22 protein-coding genes are annotated in these 20,335 nt (G+C 65.6%); 14 read left to right on the plus strand and 8 right to left on the minus strand.

Annotated elements, in window-relative coordinates; genetic code table 11:
• Window position 1: 1 nt before the first annotated feature.
• From LCL94_RS10080 to LCL94_RS10095, 4 genes are all read right to left on the minus strand, one after another.
• Entirely contained in the window at window positions 2–652 is a 651-nt protein-coding gene (locus LCL94_RS10080) for a CpaD family pilus assembly protein (protein WP_224832088.1), read from the minus strand.
• An 11-nt stretch (window positions 653–663) separates the two neighbouring features.
• Window positions 664–2,238, minus strand: coding sequence for a type II and III secretion system protein family protein (locus tag LCL94_RS10085; protein WP_224832089.1), 1,575 nt, complete (start codon window positions 2,236–2,238; stop codon window positions 664–666).
• A 39-nt stretch (window positions 2,239–2,277) separates the two neighbouring features.
• Window positions 2,278–3,396 carry a Flp pilus assembly protein CpaB gene (gene cpaB, locus LCL94_RS10090; RefSeq protein ID WP_224832090.1) on the minus strand — a complete coding sequence of 373 codons (1,119 nt, stop codon included), beginning with the start codon at window positions 3,394–3,396 and terminating at the stop codon, window positions 2,278–2,280.
• Window positions 3,397–3,487: 91 nt separating this feature from the next.
• Window positions 3,488–4,201, minus strand: a complete 714-nt coding sequence (locus LCL94_RS10095) for a prepilin peptidase (RefSeq protein WP_224832091.1) — start codon at window positions 4,199–4,201, stop codon at window positions 3,488–3,490.
• A gap of 77 nt (window positions 4,202–4,278) precedes the next feature.
• Here LCL94_RS10095 and LCL94_RS10100 point away from each other — a divergent pair, with 77 nt between their 5' ends.
• The 3 genes from LCL94_RS10100 to LCL94_RS10110 are packed head-to-tail and all read left to right on the plus strand — an operon-like array spanning window position 4,279 to window position 6,602.
• Window positions 4,279–5,271 carry an alpha/beta hydrolase gene (locus LCL94_RS10100; protein ID WP_224832092.1) on the plus strand — a complete coding sequence of 331 codons (993 nt, stop codon included), beginning with the start codon at window positions 4,279–4,281 and terminating at the stop codon, window positions 5,269–5,271.
• The gene (locus tag LCL94_RS10105) at window positions 5,268–6,365 is read left to right on the plus strand and encodes an NAD(P)/FAD-dependent oxidoreductase (protein WP_224832093.1); all 1,098 of its coding nucleotides are present in this window, start codon (window positions 5,268–5,270) and stop codon (window positions 6,363–6,365) included. Before LCL94_RS10100 ends, LCL94_RS10105 begins: the two co-directional genes overlap by 4 nt.
• Window positions 6,366–6,425: 60 nt before the next feature.
• Window positions 6,426–6,602, plus strand: coding sequence for a YegP family protein (locus LCL94_RS10110; RefSeq protein ID WP_160751827.1), 177 nt, complete (start codon window positions 6,426–6,428; stop codon window positions 6,600–6,602).
• 2 nt (window positions 6,603–6,604) lie between these two features.
• Here LCL94_RS10110 and rnhA read toward each other — a convergent pair whose 3' ends face one another.
• From rnhA to ispH, 3 genes are read right to left on the minus strand one after another with little or no spacing between them, the layout of a single operon-like run.
• Window positions 6,605–7,054: a ribonuclease HI gene (gene rnhA, locus LCL94_RS10115; protein WP_222554446.1), complete on the minus strand. Its 450-nt coding sequence runs from the start codon at window positions 7,052–7,054 to the stop codon at window positions 6,605–6,607.
• Window positions 7,055–7,082: 28 nt separating this feature from the next.
• Window positions 7,083–8,039, minus strand: coding sequence for a homoserine kinase (thrB, locus tag LCL94_RS10120; protein WP_224832094.1), 957 nt, complete (start codon window positions 8,037–8,039; stop codon window positions 7,083–7,085).
• A 1-nt stretch (window position 8,040) separates the two neighbouring features.
• Window positions 8,041–9,018, minus strand: coding sequence for a 4-hydroxy-3-methylbut-2-enyl diphosphate reductase (gene ispH / locus LCL94_RS10125; RefSeq protein WP_222554444.1), 978 nt, complete (start codon window positions 9,016–9,018; stop codon window positions 8,041–8,043).
• A 93-nt stretch (window positions 9,019–9,111) separates the two neighbouring features.
• On the opposite strand from ispH, the gene LCL94_RS10130 reads away from it, so the two are divergent.
• The 9 genes from LCL94_RS10130 (at window position 9,112) to tatC (ending at window position 16,326) form a co-directional block, all read left to right on the plus strand.
• Window positions 9,112–9,765, plus strand: a complete 654-nt coding sequence (locus LCL94_RS10130; RefSeq protein WP_224832095.1) for a hypothetical protein — start codon at window positions 9,112–9,114, stop codon at window positions 9,763–9,765.
• Window positions 9,766–9,828: 63 nt separating this feature from the next.
• Window positions 9,829–11,568: an arginine--tRNA ligase gene (argS, locus tag LCL94_RS10135; protein WP_224832096.1), complete on the plus strand. Its 1,740-nt coding sequence runs from the start codon at window positions 9,829–9,831 to the stop codon at window positions 11,566–11,568.
• 2 nt (window positions 11,569–11,570) lie between these two features.
• Window positions 11,571–12,269, plus strand: a complete 699-nt coding sequence (locus LCL94_RS10140; RefSeq protein ID WP_224832097.1) for an SPOR domain-containing protein — start codon at window positions 11,571–11,573, stop codon at window positions 12,267–12,269.
• Window positions 12,270–12,357: 88 nt separating this feature from the next.
• Window positions 12,358–13,377: a beta-N-acetylhexosaminidase gene (gene nagZ / locus LCL94_RS10145; RefSeq protein WP_224832098.1), complete on the plus strand. Its 1,020-nt coding sequence runs from the start codon at window positions 12,358–12,360 to the stop codon at window positions 13,375–13,377.
• The gene (locus LCL94_RS10150; RefSeq protein WP_224832099.1) at window positions 13,374–14,174 is read left to right on the plus strand and encodes a segregation and condensation protein A; all 801 of its coding nucleotides are present in this window, start codon (window positions 13,374–13,376) and stop codon (window positions 14,172–14,174) included. The genes nagZ and LCL94_RS10150 overlap by 4 nt, the downstream gene beginning before the upstream one ends.
• A complete protein-coding gene (gene scpB, locus LCL94_RS10155; RefSeq protein WP_160606219.1) occupies window positions 14,171–14,761 on the plus strand; it encodes an SMC-Scp complex subunit ScpB in 591 nt (196 codons plus the stop codon). Before LCL94_RS10150 ends, scpB begins: the two co-directional genes overlap by 4 nt.
• Window positions 14,762–14,820: 59 nt before the next feature.
• Entirely contained in the window at window positions 14,821–15,051 is a 231-nt protein-coding gene (gene tatA, locus LCL94_RS10160) for a twin-arginine translocase TatA/TatE family subunit (RefSeq protein WP_224832100.1), read from the plus strand.
• 23 nt (window positions 15,052–15,074) lie between these two features.
• Window positions 15,075–15,521 (plus strand): Sec-independent protein translocase protein TatB, encoded by a 447-nt coding sequence (gene tatB / locus LCL94_RS10165; RefSeq protein ID WP_224832101.1) that lies wholly within the window; start codon window positions 15,075–15,077, stop codon window positions 15,519–15,521.
• Window position 15,522: 1 nt separating this feature from the next.
• A complete protein-coding gene (gene tatC, locus LCL94_RS10170; protein WP_224832102.1) occupies window positions 15,523–16,326 on the plus strand; it encodes a twin-arginine translocase subunit TatC in 804 nt (267 codons plus the stop codon).
• Here tatC and LCL94_RS10175 read toward each other — a convergent pair.
• A complete protein-coding gene (locus tag LCL94_RS10175; RefSeq protein ID WP_224832103.1) occupies window positions 16,311–17,960 on the minus strand; it encodes an amidohydrolase in 1,650 nt (549 codons plus the stop codon). The two genes, tatC and LCL94_RS10175, sit on opposite strands and share 16 nt — an antisense overlap.
• A 107-nt stretch (window positions 17,961–18,067) precedes the next feature.
• Here LCL94_RS10175 and LCL94_RS10180 point away from each other — a divergent pair, with 107 nt between their 5' ends.
• Both LCL94_RS10180 and LCL94_RS10185 read left to right on the plus strand, forming a co-directional pair.
• Window positions 18,068–19,321, plus strand: a complete 1,254-nt coding sequence (locus LCL94_RS10180) for a threonine ammonia-lyase (protein ID WP_224832104.1) — start codon at window positions 18,068–18,070, stop codon at window positions 19,319–19,321.
• 133 nt (window positions 19,322–19,454) lie between these two features.
• A complete protein-coding gene (locus LCL94_RS10185; protein WP_224832105.1) occupies window positions 19,455–20,297 on the plus strand; it encodes an arginyltransferase in 843 nt (280 codons plus the stop codon).
• Window positions 20,298–20,335 lie beyond the last annotated feature (38 nt).

Below are 20,335 nucleotides of genomic sequence, written 5' to 3' on the forward strand. Positions count from 1 at the left end.
ATTAATCCCCTTCAGTGGTGCTGACTTCGGGCAGGCCGCCCTTTCCGGTCGGCTCCATCTCGCGATAGGCCTTGATGGCCTTGGTCGAGGTGGTGACGACGGTTTCACCGCTGCCCTGCTGGCCGCGGATCAAATCTTCGGGATTGGCGACCATCGCAGCGAGGTTGCTGTTGATGGCGCAGCCGTAGTTCGGGTTGGTTGCATTGCCGCCGTTGCCCTCGGCTGTGTGCGACCAGTCGGGGCAGCCCGGGACCGATGCGGTCGAACGGGTGATGACCACGCGTGCCTGGCCGGGTTGGGCGTATCCGGCAGTGACCGGCACACCTTCGGCAAGCAGCAGGCCATAGCGGCCGGCGAGCACGGCGACGTCTTCGCGGACGGCGGCCGAACCGGTGGCATCCTCGATGGCGACGCGGTCACCGTAGCGCAGGTCCATGCTTTCGAACCATTCGGCGAGGCGCTGCTGTTCGGACACGGGCAGGCCGTCGGCATTCGTGTTCACGTCGAGCACGAAGTTGGAGCGTTCCACCACCGGCTGCTTCACGCTGTAAAGCGTCCGGTTTTCCATGTTCGAGCTGCCGCAGGCGCCCAGTGCGAGGGCGAGCGAGGCTGCGATCGAAGCGGTAAGCTTGCGGTTGATTGCGTTAGTCACGTCTCGTCCCCTCATTCAAAGCTGAAGCCGGGCTTTGCAGCGGCGGTCTTCTCTTCGCGGCGGGCTTCGCCCTTGTTTGCCACGCGCTTGTTGTCGCCCGAGGTCTCGTAGGAGATCTGCGGATCGGCGCTGCCTGCGTCGCGCACGGTCGGAACCGGGCGGGCGGGGCCTTCGCCAGTGCTGTCGCCTTCGCGGAAGCCCAGCAGGCGCTGGAATTCGGTCGGCTTCTGGTAACCGTCGGTCGGCAGGCGAATGTCGTTCGCATTGACCGGCTTCACCAGGTACGGCGTGATCACGATGACCAGCTCGGTTTCGCCGCGACGATAGTCGGTCGAACGGAACAGGTTGCCGAGGATCGGGATGTCACCGAGGCCCGGTGCCTTCTCGATCTGGTTCGACTGGTTGTTCGACAGCAGGCCGGCGATCATGAAGCTCTGGCCGGAGCCGAGTTCCACGGTCGTTTCCGCACGGCGCGTAATAAGCGCGGGGATACGGAAGCCTTCGAACTCGATCGCGCCCTGGGCCGACAGTTCCGACACTTCGGGACGCACGCGGATCGAGATCCGGCCGTTCGAGAGCACTGTCGGGGTGTAGGCCAGGCTGACGCCGTAGTTCTTGTATTCGATGGTGGTGTTGCCGAGGCCCTGGTTGAGCGGGATCGGGAATTCGCCACCGGCGAGGAATTCCGCCGTTTCGCCCGACAGGGCGGTCAGGTTCGGCTGCGACAGCGTGGTCACCAGGCCTTGCGTTTCCGCAAGGTCGAGCGCGCCGCCGATGTCGAGGCCGAGGAACTTGCCGGCAAAGCCGAGTGTGCTGCCGAGGTCGGCACCCATGATCGAGGTCGCCGGGACGATGACCTGCTCTCCCGTGATGGGGTTGATGCCGACGTCGTTAGTGCTGGCGTTCATGCCGAGCGACTGGCCGGGAGCGAACAGCGCTGCCGGACGACCCTGGCCGATGCCGATCTTGAAGCCGCTGGAGCTGTCGATCGACTGGAGGTTCACGCCAAGCGTGCGAACCAGCGAACGGCTGACTTCGGCGATGCGGACCTGCAGGTTGACCTGCAGCGGGGTCGCCATGCGCAGGCGGCTGATGACATTGGTGCCTTCACCCACAAAGGCTTCGACGAGGGCCTGGGCCTCTGCCGCGTCTTCCGGAGCTGCCACTGTGCCGGTGAGGAGGACCACATTGGTGCCCATCGTGGCTACGTTGATCTGCGCTTCGGGCATCGCCAGGGCGAGCATCTGGTCGATGCTGCCGATGTTCGAACCCACGCGGACATTGGCCGACCAGATGATGTCGCCGGCCGCGTTGCTGGCATAGACCGTGGTCTCGCCGCCGGACTTGCCGAACAGGTAGAGCTGGCGCTGCGACTTGACCTGCACATCCGCGACGTTCTCGTTCGAGATGAACACGTCGGTCATTGCGCCGGGCACGTTGACCAGTTCGCCGCGACCGATCGAGAGGACGATGTCCTGGCTCGGGCGGACAACCGACTGGGCCGTGGCCGTAGTCGTCGGTGCGGCTGCCAGCGGCGCCATCGCCAGGCCGGCAAGCAGCAGTTTGGTGGAAAGACGACGTTTCATGGAATTGCCCCCTGAATGGCTTCCTGAGCTTGTTTGATCTTAGCGAAGGGTCTTGAGCGCGACCGGAACAGTGTCCGCTGCCTTGCCCGCACCGTCGCCGATGGCCTTGTTCATGCTGTGGATCGAACCCTGCATCGCGACCGGAACGGCCTCGGTGCTCTTGCCGCGAGTCACGCGGACCATCGGACCACGAACGACCGGAGCCGACGGGGCCGAGCTGCGCGGCGAAGTGTTCGAGAACGTACCATCGTCATTGTCCGAAGTGCGGCCACGCGAACCCTGCGGCGGCATCGTGGTGCGCTGGAAGCGCGAGACGTCACCGCCCGTCACATAGGTGCCGCGGGCATCGTCCGGACGGCTCATCGCCGTGCGCAGGATACGCTCTTCTTCTTCGGGCGTGGCATCGTCGGGGATGCTCACGTCGCCCGAGGCGAGGGCACGTTCGAGTTCGCCTTCGCTGTCGGCGATGGCGCGCAGCGCGAGGCTGAGCGTGCCGATCGTCTGGGCGACGGCCACCTTCTCGGCAATCACCGGGGTCACTTCGAGCGTAACCGTGCGGAACGCCTTGACCTGGGTAACGCCATCGATGGTTTCCTGCGTGGTCGACTGGTCGGTCGCCAGCACGCGAAGGTTACGAAGGATGGTTTCCGACGCTTTCAGCGCCAGGCCGTCATTACCAGTCACCGTCTGGGTGAGGACCATGTCGACGCGGTCGCCCGGGAAGACGAAGCCGGCAACACCGCTCTTAGCATCGACCGGAACCGTGATGGCACGCATGCCCGGAGTAAGGGCGGCAGCAAGGAAGCCGCGATCGCCGGGGCTCACGAGCGAACCCTGGGTCACCGGCTCGCCGGCCGTGATAGGATGACGCACGACGGTGCCGATCAGCTTGCTGATGTCTGCCTCGCCGTCGAGGAAGTAGGCATCCTGCACCAGCTCTTCCGGCCACAGCTGGTAGCCGATGGCGTCAGCAGTGATGATGGTGCCGGTAGGCAGGGCACGCTGCGCGACCAGGACCTTGGGTCCGGCGGCTTCGACCTGCGCTGCGGCGTTGGCATCCGGAGCCGCGGCTCCTGCGAACATGCTGCGGGCAACAAGTGCCGTGCCGATCGCAACGACCAGCGCACCAACCAGCAGAACCAGCTTCTTCCTATCCATGGCTTTTAAGCCCCCTCATAAGGCCCGCGTGAATCGATGGCGGGCTGCTATGGTTTCCGTCTCTACGATCCGATTGGTTAAAATCGGGTTGTCAGCCCAAAGAGGCCCGTGAAAAGTCTGCAACGAGATCACCGCCCGCGACCCAGAGGCCGGCGATTGCGATGGCGAGTCCGTAAGGAATGCGCGGCTGCTGGTCGTGCCGGCGGATGATCCGGATCGAGGCCAGCGTAACGAAGGCAAGAATGGCAACCGGCACCAGCGCGACCGCGATCGAAGCGGCCCCGTTCGAGGCCAGCGGTTCCATGATCGCATCGGGCAGGGCCAGCTTGGGACCGCCCAGGACGGCGCTGGCGAAATTCGCCGCGACCAGCGTACAGGCACCCAGCAGCAGCGTGTCGCGGACAGGACGTCCGCCCACGACGCGCGAATGCGCAACGCCCCACATGCCCATGGCCAGGGTCAGTACCCAGCCAGCCATGGCCATGATGATGACCAGCACCATGAAATTGGTCGGCGGGAACCACAGCGCCAGCGCGGTCAGCAGCTTCACGTCGCCGCCGCCCATCTGGCGAATGGCGAAGAACAGGCAGCAGACCGCGAAGGTAACGACTGCGATACCGAGTTGTATGGCAACGCCGGGCCAGAGCGAAAGTCCGCTGGCCCACCAGAACAGCGGCGCGCCGGCGGCGATCGCCAGGTTCAGGCGATTGCCGATGGTGCGGCTCTTCAGATCGGTCACCGCTGCCCACAGCAGGCCGATTGCCAAGGCGGCAAGCAAAACGTAGGTGAAAATCTGGTCGTGCATCACGCCCCCGGAACTCGTCTCAGGGGGTGGTGCTACCGAAACATGCTTACCAAATAGTAACCATGCCATCGACGCGCATGCCGGAGGACATCATTCCCGACGCCACCGAAAAAACCGCCCCGGCAGCAATCGACCGCCGCGCCATCCCGGCCCATGCGAGCGAAGGCGTGTGGACGGCAGCAGACGGCCATGCACTGCGCCGGATCGACTGGCCGGGTGCCCAAGGCTCGCCGCGCGGCTCGATCCTGTTCCTGCCGGGTCGCGGTGACTTCTACGAGAAATACCTCGAGACGCTGGAAGAATGGCACCGCGCCGGCTGGCGGGTGACCGCAGCCGACTGGCGCGGTCAGGCAGGCTCGGGCCGGCTGGGCGACGATGCGATTACCGGCCACGTCGGCGACTTCTCCGACTGGGTCGATGACCTTGCGAACCTGTGGCGCGACTGGTCGGCACAGACCCCGGGGCCGCATGTCCTCGCCGCGCATTCCATGGGCGGGCATATCGTCATGCGCGCCCTCGTAGACGGTGCCGTATCGCCAGATGCGGTGGTCCTGTCCGCTCCCATGCTCGGCATGAGCGGCCCGCCCTTGCCGCTGCCGCTGCTTCACGGCGTCGCCAAGGTCATGACCAAGGTCGGGGAACCCACGCGGCCCGCCTGGAAGTGGAGTGAGAAGCCCGGCGAAATCCCGGCACGCCGCCGCGACCTGCTGACGCATGACGGTGAACGCTATGCCGACGAACTCTGGTGGCGCGAGAAGCGTCCCGAACTGGTCATGGGTCCGGGCAGCTGGGGCTGGGTCGAGCGTGCCTATGCCTCGACCCGGGCGATCGAGGCTTCGGGCGCGATGGAGGGCATCGACGTGCCGGTGCTCATCGTCTCCACCGCGAACGACAAGCTGGTCAGCCACGCCGCGGCCAAACGCGCGGCTGAACGCCTGCCGCGCGGCGAGCTGGTCGAGTTCGGCCCCGAGGCCCATCACGAGATATTCCGCGAGGTGCCAGCCGTGCGAAACCGCGCGCTCGGCGCAGTGACTGAATTCCTTGACCGGGTGGCGCCCGCCTCGTCGTGAAGATTTATGATTTTGCCATCGTCGGGGCCGGCATCGCCGGAGCCAGCCTTGCCGCCGAACTAGCGGAGGCCGGTGCGAGCGTGCTGGTGCTCGAGGCGGAGGACCAGCCCGGTTACCATTCGACGGGGAGGTCGGCAGCCTTCTGGGAAGAATGCTACGGCGGCCCCGAGATCGTCCCGCTGACGATCGCCTCGGGTGCGTACCTGCGGGAACACGGTTTCCTGAGCCCGCGCGGCGCGCTCTACATCGGGCGGGAAAGCGACGCCGGAGAACTCGACGCCTTCATGTCCCGCTTCGCCGATAGCGGCGCGACGATCGAACGTATCGGCCGGGACGAGCTGGAAGGCCGTGTCCCCGGCCTGCGCGAGAGCTGGACCTCGGCCATCTGGGAACCTGCCTGTGCCGACATCGACGTGGCAGGGCTCCATGCGCATTATCTCGGCCGTGCTCGCCAGCTAGGCGTAGACATCGCGTGCCGCGCGCGGCTGGCTACCGCTTTCCGTAACGACGGTGCCTGGACGCTGAAGGACACAAAGGGCGAGACCTATCGCGCCGCAGTGCTGGTCAATGCCGCCGGGGCCTGGGCGGACGAGGTGGCCACGCTTGCGGGGGTGAGGCCCCTGGGCATCCAGCCCTATCGGCGTACCGTTGCCCAATTGCGCACCGATCCGGCACCGGACGCGGACCTGCCGCTCGTTCTCGACATCGCGGGGAGCTTCTACTTCAAGCCGGAGACGGGCCGGGTGTGGCTCAGCCCGCATGACGAGGATCCGGTCGAGGCCTGCGATGCCGCGCCGGAGGAACTGGCAGTCGCCGAAGCGATCGAGCGGTTCGAACAGGTCGTCGACTGGAAAGTCCGCGCGCTGGAGCGCAAGTGGGCGGGGCTCAGGAGCTTCGCGCCGGATCGGTTGCCGGTCTATGGCTTCGATCCGCAGGTCGAGGGATTTGCCTGGTTTGCAGGGCAGGGGGGCTTCGGCATCCAGACGTCACCGGCGGCGGCGCGGCTGGGAGCCCAGCTGCTGACGGGCGCCACAAGCGATGAAATGACCCGCACAATTGATGCAACACTCTATTCGCCGGCCCGCTTCCCCTAGCCAAGCGCATATCATTTGTTAGTGTGGGGCATCCGAAGCCGCAAAAACGGGAGAAGATCGATGGCTCACCATTTCAAGATCAAGAAGAACAAGGCCGGCGAGTTCGTCGCCTACTTCATGTACAATTCGGAAGCGATCTTCTGGACCGAGGGTTACAGCTCGAAGGCCAGCGCCAAGAACGCAATTGAATCGGTCAAGAAGAACGGCCCCGGCGCCGAAACGGTCGACGAAAGCTGACCCTATGACCCCTCGCCGACCGCCGCCCTGTCGGCGGCCTGGTTGGCGAGGGCATCCACCCGTTCGTTTTCCGGGTGGCCCGAATGGCCGCGGACCCAGTGCCATTCGACATCATGACGCGCCGTCACCTCGATGAGGTCATGCCACAGTTCGGCATTCATGACGGGCTTCTTGCTGGCATTGACCCAGCCGCGTTTCTTCCAGCCGTGCACCCACTTGGTAATGCCGTCGATCAGGTACTTGCTGTCGGTATAGATATCGACCTTGCAGGGTTCGATCAGGGCGGACAGGCCGCGGATAGCCGCCGTCATTTCCATCCGGTTGTTGGTCGTGTGAGGCTCGCCCCCCGACATTTCCTTTTCGTGACGTCCCATGCGCAGCAGCGCGGCCCAGCCGCCCGGGCCCGGATTGCCCTTGCACGAACCGTCGGTGAAGAGTTCTACGTGTTTCATCGCCGTGCGCCCTAGCCGCCTGTTCCGCTCAGGCGAAGACCTTGGTGCCGTTTTCGACGTAGAAATCCCACCGCCGCACGAAATCCATCGGATCCTTGCGCGTCACCAGCGCGTCCGCCGGCGTGTCGAGCCAGTCTTCGGCCCGGCTGGCAACGAAGCGCAGGCACGCCCCTTGCGCCAGCAGCGGCAGGGCCGACCTTTCGGCATCGCCGAGCGGCCGGACACCGCAATAGCCATCCATCAGGGCCTGTCCGATGGCCGCGTCGAACCGCTCGCCGCGCTTGTCGAAGCACCATGCCGCATGGGTGACGGCAAGGTCGTAGGCCATCGACCCGTTGCAGGCGAAATAGAAGTCGATCATCCCCGTCACCTGCTCGCCCAGCATCAGGACATTGTCCGGGAAGAGGTCAGAATGGATGACGGAACCGGGCAGGTCGTCCGGCCACGCAGCCACCACCTCGCGGCCCTTTTCGAGAGCGCGCGGAAGGTCGGCATCGATGGAAGCGAGCGCGCTGCTGCCACACCGCTCCAGTATGGCCAGCGTATTGCAGGGTGCGAGGTCGTCGGTCCGGTCGAGCGGGAATTCGCGCGCGGCGAGATGCACTTCGGCAAGGGCAGCGCCGACCGCGCGGGCCTGCCCCGGCGTTGGGGCATTGGGCGAAACGCCCGGCAGGAATTCGATCAGCGCCACCGCCTTGCCCTCGATCAGCCGATAGAGGCCGCCGCTGCGATCATGGATCGTTGCCGGCACCGGGCAATCGCGTTCGGCCAGGTGGTCGAGCAGGCCGAGGAAGAAGGGCAGGTCGCCCGTGTCGATCCGTCGCTCGTACATGGTCAGGATAAACCGGCCCTGCGTCGTTTCGACGAGCCAGTTCGAATTGGAGACGCCTTCCGCGATGCCCTTGGCCGAAACCAGTTGGCCGACGTCGTATTCGGCAATCAGCCGGGCAAGCTCCTCGGCACCGAGATGGGTGTAGACCGCCAAGCTATTCGGTCAGCTGTCGGGGCAGCTTGAACACCATGTTTTCCTCGGCGGTGGTGATGATTTCCTCGCTCACCTGCCGCCAGTCGGACAGGCGGTCGACCACTTCGCGCACGAGCTTTTCGGGTGCGGAGGCGCCTGCCGTCAGGCCCAGCGTGGCCACGCCTTCGAGCCATTCGGGCTCAATATCCTCGGCCCGCTGGATGAGGCGGGAATCGGTGCCCATGCGCTCGGCCACTTCGACGAGGCGGAGCGAATTCGACGAATTGGGCGCGCCGATGACGAGGACGAGATCGCAGCCGCCCGCGATTTCCTTCACTGCCGCCTGCCGGTTGCTGGTGGCATAGCAGATGTCCTCCGCCTTGGGCGCGACGATCTGCGGATAGCGGTCCTGCAGCGCCTCGATGATTTCGCGCGTGTCGTCGACCGACAGCGTGGTCTGGCTGAGGAAGGAGAGGTCGTCATCCTGCGTGAAGGGCAGGGCGGCGACGTCCTCGACCGTTTCGACCAGGGTGATCTGGCCTTCGGGGACCTGGCCCATGGTGCCGATCACCTCGGGGTGGCCGGCATGGCCGATAAAGAGGATATGCTGCCCCTTTTCGATCTGGCGTTCGGCCTGGCGGTGCACCTTGCTCACCAGCGGGCAGGTGGCATCGACATAAAGGAGCTTGCGCCGTTCGGCCTCGGCCGGGACCGATTTCGGCACGCCGTGGGCGGAAAAGACGACCGGTGCATCGTCGGGCACCTCGTCCAGTTCCTCGACGAAGATCGCGCCCTTGGCCTTCAGGGAATCGACCACGTAGCGGTTGTGGACGATTTCGTGCCGCACATAGACTGGCGCACCGTATTTCTGGAGCGCGCGTTCCACGATCTCGATCGCGCGGTCGACGCCGGCGCAGAAACCGCGGGGTGCCGCAATCAGCAGCTTCAGGGGCAGCCGGGGGTCATTGCCCGCAGCGGTGGATGGAAAGGGGGCGTTCATGCGCGCCCCTCTAGCGCTTTGCATCGCGCCAAGCTAGGGCACGCTCGCCCCGGTCGGGTCTTTGAATACGAACTTACGAGGAATGCCGCAGACATGACCAATCGCTTTCGCCTCCTGACCGCACTTGGAATGGGTCTCGCACTGGCGGGATGCAAGAGCGATGGTGAACTGGTGGTGTCCGGAAACGCGGTCGGCATTACCGCAGTGCGCACGGCCTGCCCGGCTGTCGGCATCCCCGATTATACCGGCGATATCACCGTGTTCCGCAACACGGGCACCAAGACGCAGGCCGATCTCGACGTGACGGCCGCGATCACCAATTTGACCTCGACCTGCTCGGAAGACGTGGAGCGCGTCTATTCCGAAGCGAGCTTCGACGTGGTCGCCCGCCGCAGCGATGTGCGCGGCGCGCGCACGGTCGAACTGCCCTATTTCTCCACCGTCCTGCGCGGTGGCAGCGCGGTCGTCACCAAGCGTGTCGGCACCGTGACGCTGACCTTTGCCGATGGCCAGGAACGCGCCAGCGCGTCGGCCAAGGCAGGTGCCTTCGTCAACCGCGCCGATGCGACGCTGCCCGCCGACGTGCGCGAACGCATCACCCGCAAGCGCGAGGCGGGCGATCCCGATGCCGCGCTTGATCCGCTGGCCGATCCCGAAGTGCGTGCCGCCGTCCAGCGCGCGACCTTCGAACTGCTCGTCGGCTTCCAGCTGACCGAAGACCAGCTGCGCTACAACGTCACCCGTTGACCGGGCGGGCGCCAGCGCCCCTCGCATCTTGCCATTTCGCCCGATTCGTCTAGGCGCGCGGGCATGGCTGACATGCAGACACTCCACGCCTCTTTCGCGGCGAAAATCGACGCTGTTCTCAATGCTCTCGAGATGGAAGGACAGCTTCCGTCCGGGACCGACCGATCGAACGTCACGGTGGAACCGCCGCGCGATCCCTCGCATGGCGACCTGGCGACCAATGCCGCCATGGTGCTGGCCAAGCAGGCGAAGACCAATCCGCGCGCGCTGGCCGAACTGATCGTCGATCACCTCACGCGCGAACCCGATATCGTCGAGGCCAGCATTGCCGGCCCGGGCTTCATCAACCTGCGCCTTGCCGACACGGCGTGGCTGCGCGAGCTGTCGGCGATTGCCGCCATGGGCGCAGACTATGGCCGTTCCGCGATGGGCGGCGGCCAGAAGGTCAATGTCGAATATGTCTCGGCCAACCCGACCGGCCCGATGCACATGGGCCATTGCCGCGGCGCGGTGGTGGGCGATGCGCTGGCGGGCCTGCTGGAATTTTCCGGCCACGAGGTGATCCGCGAATATTACGTCAACGATGCGGGCGGTCAGGTGGACGTGCTCGCCCGCTCGGCACACCTTCGCTACCGCGAAGCGCTGGGCGAAGACATCGGCGAAGTCCCCGAAGGCCTGTACCCGGGCGAATATCTGAAGCCGGTCGGCAAGACGCTGGCTGCCGAATTCGGCGACAAATACGCCGCTGCTCCCGAAGGAGAGTGGCTGGTGCTGTTCCGCCAGAAGGCGGTCGCGGCGATGATGGACATGATCCGCGCCGACCTCGCGCTACTGGGCATCAATCACGACACCTTCGCCTCCGAGGCCGAATTGCAGGCCGCCGGAAAGCCCGAAGATGCCGAAAAGTGGCTGCGCGAACACGGCTTCGTCTATGACGGCGTGCTCGAAGCGCCCAAGGGCAAGGCCCCGCCCGAAGACTGGGAGCCGGTCGAACTGCCGCTGTTCCGTTCGACCCGGTTCGGCGACGACCAAGACCGCCCGATCAAGAAATCGAACGGGACCTGGACCTATTTCGGGGCCGACCTCGCCTATCACTTGCAGAAGGCGGAGAAGGCCGATGCGCTGATCGATATCTGGGGCGCCGACCATGCCGGTACGGTCAAGCGGATCAAGGCGGCCGTCGCCGCGCTTTCCGAAGGGCAGGGCCAGCCGATCCCCTTCGACGTGAAGCTGGTGCAGATGGTCAACCTGATGCGCGACGGCGAGCCGGTGAAGATGTCCAAGCGTTCGGGCACTTTCGTGACGCTGGCCGACGTGGTCGAGGAAGTGGGGAAGGACGTGGTGCGTTTCACCATGCTGACCCGCAAGCCCGAAGCGCAGATGGAATTCGACTTCGCCAAGGTGGTCGAGGCCAGCAAGGACAACCCGGTCTTCTACCTCCAGTACGCCCATGCGCGTATCCGCTCGACGCTGCGCAAGGCTGGTGTCGAGCCGAGCGATGCGCATCTTGATCGCCTCGGCGCGGACGAACTGGCGCTGGTGCGCGAAGCTGCGCAATTCCCGCGTATCGTCGAGGCCGCCGCGCGCGCCCGCGAACCGCACCGCATCGCCTTTTTCCTCGGCGATCTTGCCGCCGCCTTCCACAGCTACTGGAATGCGGGTAACGATGATCCGGCAAAGCGCATCATCCAGGAGGGGGATGCCGAATTGACCGGAGCGCGGCTGTTCGTCGCTTCGCAGATCGGGCAGGTAATCCGCAACGGCCTCGGCATTCTCGGGGTCGAGGCGGTCGAGGAGATGTAGGAATGGCCGCAGGCGGCTACGACCAGGGCGCAGACTGGGACGAAGGCGAGGATCTCGAGCTGATCGACAGCGACGAGCGCTTGCCGTGGCTGGAAGCCGACGAGGAAGAAGGCGACGAAGGTGGCTATGCGACCTCGCGCATCGTCCTGATCGGCGTGCTCGCCGTGGTACTGATCGGTGCGATCCTTGGCGGCACCTGGTACTTTCTCGGCGGCGCGGCCAGCGAACCGCCTGCCGACGGCAGCCTGATTGCCGCTCCCGACGAACCCTACAAGTCGCGGCCCGAAAACCCGGGCGGCAAGACCTATGCCGGCACGGGCGACACCAGCTTTGCCGTGGGCGAAGGGCAGACCCGCGAAGGTCGCCTGGCCGACAAGCCCGGCAGCGCCGCCGCCCCGTCGCTTGCGACCACGCTCAATGCCGGGGACGAGCCCGCAGCCGCGCCTGCCCCGAAGCCGGAACCGCGTTCGGGCGTCGGCGTCCAGGTCGGCGCATTCCCGAGCCGCGAGGAAGCGGAAGCGGCCTGGGCTCGCCTCATCCGCCAGACCGAGGCGCTGAGCGGGGTAAGCCACCGCGTCATCGAGGCGCAGGTCGATATCGGCAAGGTCTACCGCCTCCAGGCCGTCGCGGGCGATCGCGGTTCGGCAAACGCGCTGTGCGGCCGGCTGAAGTCCGATGGCCTGCCCTGTTTCGTGAAATAGCGCCCGGCCGGCCGAATAGGGCGCGCTTTCCACACCTCCCGTCGGCAACCCGCTTGCCTGCGAGGGGCAAGCGGCGCAAATTCCTCGCATGTTGCCCGTAATCTTCGGCATTTCCGGCCCCGAACTGACGGCCGAGGAACGCGCCTTTTTCAAGGACGCCGATCCGGCCGGCTACATCCTGTTCGCGCGCAATTGCGAAGACCGCGACCAGATGCGCCGGCTGACCGACGATTTGCGGGCCATCCATGGCCGCGACCGCCTGATCGTCTCCATCGACCAGGAGGGCGGGCGCGTTTCGCGCATGAAGCCCCCGGAATGGCCGAAATTCCCCGCTGGCGAGGCATTCGCGCGCCTGTTCGAAATCGCCCCGGCATCCGCAATCGAGGCAGCCCGCGTGAATGCGGAAGCGATTGCCCGCGAACTCGCCCGCGTCGGCGTCAGCGTGGATTTCCACGCCCCCTTCGACGTGCGGCGGCCCGAAACGGACAATGTCATCGGCGACCGGGCCTTGGGCAGCGATCCGATGCAGGTGGCAGCGCTCGGCCGCGCGGTGCTCGACGGGATGGGGCACGCAGGCGTGGTCGGCTGCCTCAAGCACATGCCCGGCCATGGCCGCGCCACGGTCGACAGCCACAAGGAGCTCCCCCGCGTCGATGCGAGCGAGGCGGAGCTCGAAGTCGATATCGAACCCTTCCGCTCGCTTGCCAGCCACCCCTTGGGGATGAGCGCGCATATCGTTTTCACTGCCTGGGACGAGCATCGCCCGGCAACGCTTTCGCCCGATGTGATCGGCAATGTCATTCGCGGGAAGATCGGCTTCGACGGGCTGCTTTTGTCCGACGATATCGACATGCAGGCGCTCGAAGGCACGATCCCCGAACGCTGCGAGAAGGCGCTGGCCGCCGGATGCGACATTGCTCTCAACTGCTGGGCGCGCATGGACGACCAGGTCGCCATCGCGAACCGGATCGGTGCTATGGGCGACGAAGCGAGCACGCGCCTCGAACGAGTCCACGCGCTGATGGGTGACCCGGCGGACGAGGTCGAGATCGGCCATCTCCTGGCCAAGCGCGACGCGCTGCTCGCGGTGGCGGAGCAGGCGGCATGAGCGACGGGCTGCTCTTCGGCGACGCGCCCGAGCAGGCGGACGACTGGGACGGCATTGCCGCCGAGGCGCCGGTCGACGACGGCGCGCTCTATCTCGAACTCGACGGGTGGGAAGGGCCGCTCGACCTGCTGCTGGACCTCGCGCGGCGCCAGAAGGTCGACCTGCGCGAGATTTCAATCCTCGCCCTGGTCGAGCAATATCTCGACTACATCGACAAGGCCGAGGCGCTGAAGCTGGAACTGGCGGCGGACTACCTCGTGATGGCCGCCTGGCTCGCCTACCTCAAGTCCGCGATGCTGCTGCCCAAGGAAGAGCAGGAAGATCCGAGCCCGGAAGAACTGGCGCTCAAGCTCCAGCTGCGTCTCCAGCGGCTTGGCGCGATGCGCGATGCGGCAGCACGCCTCATGGGCGGCGACCGCATCGGGCGCGACGTGTTCCTGCGCGGGGCACCCGAAGGCCTCGCCATTGTCCGCAAGACGCAGTGGCACTGCGACCAGTTCGCGCTGATCGAGGCCTATGGCCGGGTCAAGGCGCGCACTGCGCCCGCCATCCACATGGTGCGCGAACGGCCCGTGATGACTCTCGACAGCGCGCTCGAGCGCGTGTCGAACATGCTGGGCGTGACGCTGGAATGGATGGAAATCCGCGATTTCCTGCCGCCACACGCCGAACCGCGTCTCAAGCGCTCGGCGCTCGCATCGAGCTTCGTGGCCGCGCTCGAACTCGCCCGGCTCGGCAAGGCCGAGCTTGCGCAGGAGGACATCTTCGGTCCGCTGCGCCTGAGGCGCGTGTCGTGACCGAACTGGAACGCGCGATCGAAGCGGCGCTGTTCGCGGCCGAGGAGCCGATGAGCGTGGATGCGCTGGCCGGGTTCCTGGGCGATGCGGCGACTTCCGATGTGCGCGATGCGCTGGCCGTGCTGGCGGAAACCTATGCCGAACGCGGCGTTCACTTGGTCGAGCGCGGCAAGCGCTGGCATTTCGAAACCGCGCCCGATCTTGCCCACCTGCTGCGCAAGGAAAAGGAGCAGGTCCGCCGCCTCAGCCGCGCCGCGACCGAAGTGCTGGCGATCATCGCCTATCACGAGCCTGTGAGCCGCGCGGAAATCGAATCGATCCGCGGGGTGCAGACATCGGGCGGCACGCTCGACGTGCTGATGGAAGCGGGCTGGGTGAAAATCGCCGGGCGGCGGGAAGTGCCCGGGCGCCCTACGATCTACGCGACGACGCCCGAATTCCTCGACCATTTCGGTCTTTCCAGTCGCCGCGACCTGCCAGGAATCGCGGAATTGCGTGCGACCGGCCTGCTCGATCCTGTCGACGACGCCTTCGAGGAACTCACCGCGATGCCGGACGAGGAAGACGAGAGCGAGGACGCAAGCTGACTGGCATTGCGCCGGCCGAGCGCCTATATCGGCAGAAACCCACTTACAAAGGTATCCCCATGTCGCTCGGCCCCTGGCAGCTCATCATTATCGCCATCGTCATCCTCGTCCTGTTCGGCCGCGGCCGCATTTCCGAGATGATGGGCGATTTCGGCAAGGGCATCAAAAGCTTCAAGCAGGGCATGAACGAAGACGATGCCAAGCCGACCAAGCACCTCGAACACGAGGCGAAGCCCGCCAGCGACGGGCTGACCGAAGACCAGGTCAAGTCGACGTCCGACACCAAGTAATCCGCTAGAGGGCGGAGGCACGCATGTTCGATATCGGCGCCAGCGAACTGCTGGTGATTGTCATCGTGGCGATCCTCGTGATCGGCCCGAAAGACATGCCGCGTGCCATGCGTACTGCGGGTCGCTGGATCGGCAAGCTGCGCCGCATGTCCACCCATTTCCGCGCCGGCATCGACGAGATGGTCCGGCAGGCGGAAATCGAGGACATGGAAAAGCAGTGGGCCGACCGGAACAAGGAAATCATGGCCAAGTATCCGACCGGCAACGAGCCGGAAGGCGGCGCGCCCGATGGCGAAATGAATTCCATGGCTCCTGCGGCGGATCCGGCGGATGCCGATGCCGCGGCAGAGGCGGCCATCAAGCGGGCCGCGCCGAAGAAAGCGCCGGAACATGGCGGCGTAGCCGATGCGGAGCCGGGCCTGCCGCTCGGCGACGTGCCGCCCCCTCCGCCGGCCAAGGGCGAGAGCTGACATGGCCTTCGAGATCAAGGATATCGACGAGAGCCAGGCGCCGCTGCTCGACCACTTGATGGAACTGCGCACGCGGCTGGTTCGCTGCGTCGCAGCGCTGGTGGTGGCATTCGGCGTGTGCCTCTATTTCGCGGACGAAATCCTCGGTTTCCTGATCCAACCGCTCAAATCGTCCTTTCCCGACGGCAAGGGCCAGCTGATCTTCACCAAGCTTTACGAGGTGTTCTTCGTCGAGCTGAAAGTGGCGCTGTTCGCAGGCTTCTGCATCGCGTTTCCCTATATCGCGAACCAGCTCTGGGCCTTCATCGCGCCCGGGCTCTATGCGCGCGAGAAGAAGGCCTTCCTGCCTTTCCTGATCGCGACGCCCTTCCTGTTCACCTGCGGCGCGGCGCTGGCCTATTACGTCGTGATGCCGACGGCTTTCGAGTGGTTTCTCGGCTTCGAGGGCACGGCAGGCGGGCTCGAAATCAACGCACTGCCGACGGCCAACGAATATCTCGGCCTCGTCATGCAGTTCATCCTCGCCTTCGGGATGAGCTTCCTGCTCCCGGTCCTGCTGCTGCTGCTGCATCGCGCAGGCATCGTGACGCGCGAACAGCTGGTCAATGCAAGGCGCTATGTGATCGTGCTGGTCGTGATCGTGGCGGCGGTCATTACGCCGCCCGACCCGGGCTCGCAGCTGTTGCTGGCGATCCCGCTGCTGCTGCTGTTCGAAGGCTCGCTCGTGCTGATGCGCATCTTCGAGAAGCGCGACGCGAAGGAAAAGGCAGCGGAAGAAACCGCCGCCGATCAGTCCGCGTCGTAGACCTTCCGGCCGCCGACCCAGGTTTCCAGTACCTTGGTCGCGCGGATTTCTTCCGGCGTCGCCATCAGCGGGTCGCGGTCGACCAGGATGAAGTCGGCCCGCTCGCCCGGCAGCAGCCTTCCGAAGCGGCCTTCCGCAAATCCGGCATAGGCCGCGTCCGAAGTGAACCCGGCAAGTGCTTCCTCGCGATTGACGCGCTCCTTCGGCAGCCAGCCGCCGAAGGGTTGGCCGTTGGCATCCATGCGCGTGATCGCGGCTGCGTAGCCGGCAAAGACGTCCGACGGTTCCACCGGCGCGTCCGAGCCGAAGGCCAGCTTGCCGCCCAGTTGCAGCACGGTGTTCCAGGCATAGGCACCTTCGAGGCGGTCCATGCCCAGCCGCGCCTCGGCCATCAGGCGATCGGACGTCTGGTGGAGCGGCTGCATTGAGGCGATGATGCCGTTCTGCGCGATCTTGGGCAGGTCGACGGGGTCGATGATCTGCGCGTGTTCGATCCGCCAGCGGCGATCGCCGTCGAAGCTTTCCGCGATCTCGTTCACCGCGTTCAGCACTTCCGCATTGGCAGCCGTGCCGATGGCGTGGACTGCCGGCTGGAAGCCGCCCTGTGCGGCGCGCACGAGGATGTTGCGAAGCTGCGCAGGCGTCTGCAGCGGCAGGCCGTAATTGCCCGGATCGTCGGCATAAGGGCGCTTGAGCCATGCCCCGCGGCTGCCCAGCGCGCCGTCGAGATAGAGCTTCACCCCGTTCATGCGCAGCTTGTCGTCGTAGAGCCACGGTGAGGGGCCCGATCCGCCGATCAGCACCATCTGTTCGGGGCCCGAGGCATAGGACATGATGCGCAGGTTCAGCGAGCCCATGTCGCCGGCGCGCCGGAAGGCCTGCCAGTCCTCGATCGTGGTGCCCATGTCGGCGACTGCCGTGATGCCGTAGCGGTGGAAGACCTTCTGCGCTTCGGCGAGCGCCAGGTCGCGCTCGTTGGCGCGCGGGGCCGGGATGGCCTTGCGCATGAGTTCCTCGGCAGCATCGACGAAAACGCCGCTGGGCTGTTTCGAACCGGGCAGGGTTTCGATCCTGCCGCCCGCAGGCGACTTGCTCTGCGCCGTGATGCCGGCGGCCTGCATCGCGAGGCTGTTGGCCCAGCCGGCATGGCCGTCGACGCGCTCGAGATAGACCGGTCGGTCGGCCACGGCGCTGTCGAGTTCGGCAGCGGTCGGGAAGCGGCCGAGGCCCCATTTTTCTTGGTTCCACCCGCGCCCGAGAATCCACGGACGGGCTTCGTTTTCGGCAGCGAAGGTGCGGATCTTGTCGAGCGCTTCCTCGAGCGAATTCGTTTCCGACAGGTCCAGTGTCAGCGCGCCGAAACCGACGCCCATCACGTGGACGTGCGCATCGATCATGCCCGGCAGCATGACGCGGCCCTTGCCATCCTCGCGGTAGTCGGTGCGCGGGCGGTCCTCGCCCCGGCCGATGACCTTCGCCACCTTGCCATCGTCGTCGATCACCAGCGCCTCGAACCGCTTCACCTTGCCGTCGGCATCCATGGTGATGCCGGTCACGTTGTCGACCAGCACGTCGGCCTGTGCGGGCACGGCGACGGTGGTGGCGAGCAGGGCGGCGATAAGTGTCTTCTTCATCAGGCTTTCCCAATCCGTGTTCGGGGCCTGCGATAAGGCAAAGCTTGGCACGGGCAAACCCTTTCGCTCATTGCGCCGCCAAGGAGGGGGCCGTAGTTTCCCCGGCGATGACACAGGCCAATCCCCTGCCGACCGGAGAGAAGGCGACCGATCTCCTGACCCTCGACGATGTGAGGGCTGCCGCTGCGCGTATCGAAGGCGCAGTGGTCAAGACCTCGTTGATGCATTCCATCACCCTTTCGGAGATTACCGGGGCGGACATCTGGCTAAAGTTCGAAAACCACCAGTTCACGGCCGCCTACAAGGAACGCGGCGCGCTGAATGCCTTGCTCCACCTTTCGGAAGAGCAGCGCCGCCGCGGCGTAATCGCGGCGTCCGCAGGCAACCACTCGCAAGGCCTGTCCTATCACGGGCGCAGGCTGGGCGTTCCCGTGACCATCGTGATGCCCTCGACCACGCCCAGCGTGAAAGTGATGCAGACCGAAAGCGTGGGCGGGAAGGTCGAACTGTTCGGCGAGACCTTCGACGAGGCCTATTCCCATGCGCGCGAACTGGAGCGCGAACGCGGCCTCACCTTCGTCCACCCCTTCGACGATCCCAATGTTGCTGCAGGGCAGGGCACGGTCGCGCTCGAGATGCTCGAGGCGAAGGACGATTTCGACTGCCTCGTCGTGCCGATCGGCGGCGGCGGCCTGATGAGCGGCATGGCGACGGTCGCCAAGGCGCTGCGCCCCGATATCGAGATGGTGGGCGTGCAGGCCCAGCTGTTCCCCTCGATGTATTCGGCCGTGACCGGCAAGGAGCTGCCGTGCGGCGGCGACACGCTGGCGGAAGGCATTGCGGTCAAGCAGCCCGGTGCCTTTACCAGCCAGGTGATCCGCGAACTGGTCGACGAGGTCCTGCTGGTCGGCGAACCCAAGCTGGAACACGCCGTGTCGCTGCTTCTCCAGATCGAGAAGACGGTCGTGGAGGGTGCGGGCGCTGCGGGCCTTGCCGCGGTCCTGTCCTACCCCGAACGCTTTGCCGGCAAGACCGTCGGCCTGGTGCTGTGCGGCGGCAATATCGACACCCGCCTGCTCGCCAACGTGCTGCTGCGCGACCTTGCCCGCAGCGGGCGGCTGGCGCGCCTCAGGATCACGCTGCAGGACCGCCCCGGCGCGCTCTACAAGGTCATGCGCGAGTTCAACGACCACAACGTCAACATCATCGAGATCTACCACCAGCGCATTTTCACCGCGCTTCCCGCCAAGGGCCTGATCACCGAGATCGAGTGCGAGGCGCGCGACGGCAGCCAGATCGACCGCCTGGTCAAGGCGCTGGAAGCCAAGGGCTATTCGGTCGAACTGGCCGAACTGGAATAGGGCGAACGGCGGGGCCGCAAACGGCCTTGGGTCCACTTTCGTGGTTAAGGCACTTTTAACCCGGGCACCTCTCGGGCATAAAGGAGTCGTTAAACATATAAGTCGCCCGCAACGCAGAGGATGTCATCAACCCGTGACGGCCCCGATCCGCTTCCCCCGCTTCTTCGTGACGAGCCCCGCGCCGTGCCCGTATCTGCCGGGCAAGAGCGAGCGAAAGGTGTTCACGGAACTGCGCGGGCAGAGCGCGGATGAACTCAACGAAGCGCTCGGGCGAATCGGTTTCCGCCGCAGCCAGACGGTCGCCTACCGGCCCTCCTGCCTCGACTGCCAGGCCTGCGTTTCGGTCCGCGTCGTCGCCAATGAATTCAAGCCTTCCGGCAGCCAGAAGCGCACGCTGAAGGCGAACAGCGATATCGAAGTCGCGGAATGCCGCCCCTGGGCGACCGACGAACAGTACGAATTGCTGCGCAAGTATCTTGCCCATCGCCACCCCGGCGGCGGCATGGCAGAGATGGACGAATCCGACTTTGCGGATATGGTGGAACACACTCCGGTATCCAGCTATGTCGTTGAATATCGGGAGCCGGGAGTTGGGGCGCAGCCGGGACGGCTGATCGGCGCCTGTCTCACGGACGTGCAGGGCGACGGGCTGTCGATGATCTACAGCTTCTACGACCCTGATATTGAGGATCGTGCCGGGCTTGGAAATTTCATCATCCTCGACCACATCCGCCGGGCAGCCGCGCAGGGCCTGCCCTACGTCTACCTCGGCTATTGGGTCGAAGGGTCGGAGCGGATGCAATACAAGGTGCGTTACCGCCCGCTCGAACGCCTTACCCGGGGCGGATGGGAACGCATGCCCGAAGACGAGCAGAAGCGCCTCATCACCGCAGCAACCCGGCCGCGCGTCGCTCGCACTGCCGAGCCCCTGCCGGCCAAGGACGGAAGCCAGCGCGAATACAAGCTGGCCGACTGAACCGATACGCGCATTCCTGAAAAGCTGTGTTGCCGCGC

The organism is Qipengyuania gaetbuli (assembly GCF_020171365.1).
Lineage (GTDB): Bacteria > Pseudomonadota > Alphaproteobacteria > Sphingomonadales > Sphingomonadaceae > Qipengyuania > Qipengyuania gaetbuli_B.

Bases quoted from the DNA above. Each gene is read 5' to 3' on its own strand.
- LCL94_RS10085 (WP_224832089.1), bottom strand. From the start codon at position 2,238: ATGAAACGTCGTCTTTCCACCAAACTGCTGCTTGCCGGCCTGGCGATG.
- cpaB (WP_224832090.1), bottom strand. From the start codon at position 3,396: ATGGATAGGAAGAAGCTGGTTCTGCTGGTTGGTGCGCTGGTCGTTGCG.
- LCL94_RS10095 (WP_224832091.1), bottom strand. From the start codon at position 4,201: ATGCACGACCAGATTTTCACCTACGTTTTGCTTGCCGCCTTGGCAATC.
- LCL94_RS10100 (WP_224832092.1), top strand. From the start codon at position 4,279: ATGCCGGAGGACATCATTCCCGACGCCACCGAAAAAACCGCCCCGGCA.
- LCL94_RS10110 (WP_160751827.1), top strand. From the start codon at position 6,426: ATGGCTCACCATTTCAAGATCAAGAAGAACAAGGCCGGCGAGTTCGTC.
- rnhA (WP_222554446.1), bottom strand. From the start codon at position 7,054: ATGAAACACGTAGAACTCTTCACCGACGGTTCGTGCAAGGGCAATCCG.
- ispH (WP_222554444.1), bottom strand. From the start codon at position 9,018: ATGAACGCCCCCTTTCCATCCACCGCTGCGGGCAATGACCCCCGGCTG.
- LCL94_RS10130 (WP_224832095.1), top strand. From the start codon at position 9,112: ATGACCAATCGCTTTCGCCTCCTGACCGCACTTGGAATGGGTCTCGCA.
- argS (WP_224832096.1), top strand. From the start codon at position 9,829: ATGGCTGACATGCAGACACTCCACGCCTCTTTCGCGGCGAAAATCGAC.
- LCL94_RS10140 (WP_224832097.1), top strand. From the start codon at position 11,571: ATGGCCGCAGGCGGCTACGACCAGGGCGCAGACTGGGACGAAGGCGAG.
- nagZ (WP_224832098.1), top strand. From the start codon at position 12,358: ATGTTGCCCGTAATCTTCGGCATTTCCGGCCCCGAACTGACGGCCGAG.
- LCL94_RS10150 (WP_224832099.1), top strand. From the start codon at position 13,374: ATGAGCGACGGGCTGCTCTTCGGCGACGCGCCCGAGCAGGCGGACGAC.
- tatA (WP_224832100.1), top strand. From the start codon at position 14,821: ATGTCGCTCGGCCCCTGGCAGCTCATCATTATCGCCATCGTCATCCTC.
- tatB (WP_224832101.1), top strand. From the start codon at position 15,075: ATGTTCGATATCGGCGCCAGCGAACTGCTGGTGATTGTCATCGTGGCG.
- tatC (WP_224832102.1), top strand. From the start codon at position 15,523: ATGGCCTTCGAGATCAAGGATATCGACGAGAGCCAGGCGCCGCTGCTC.
- LCL94_RS10175 (WP_224832103.1), bottom strand. From the start codon at position 17,960: ATGAAGAAGACACTTATCGCCGCCCTGCTCGCCACCACCGTCGCCGTG.
- LCL94_RS10180 (WP_224832104.1), top strand. From the start codon at position 18,068: ATGACACAGGCCAATCCCCTGCCGACCGGAGAGAAGGCGACCGATCTC.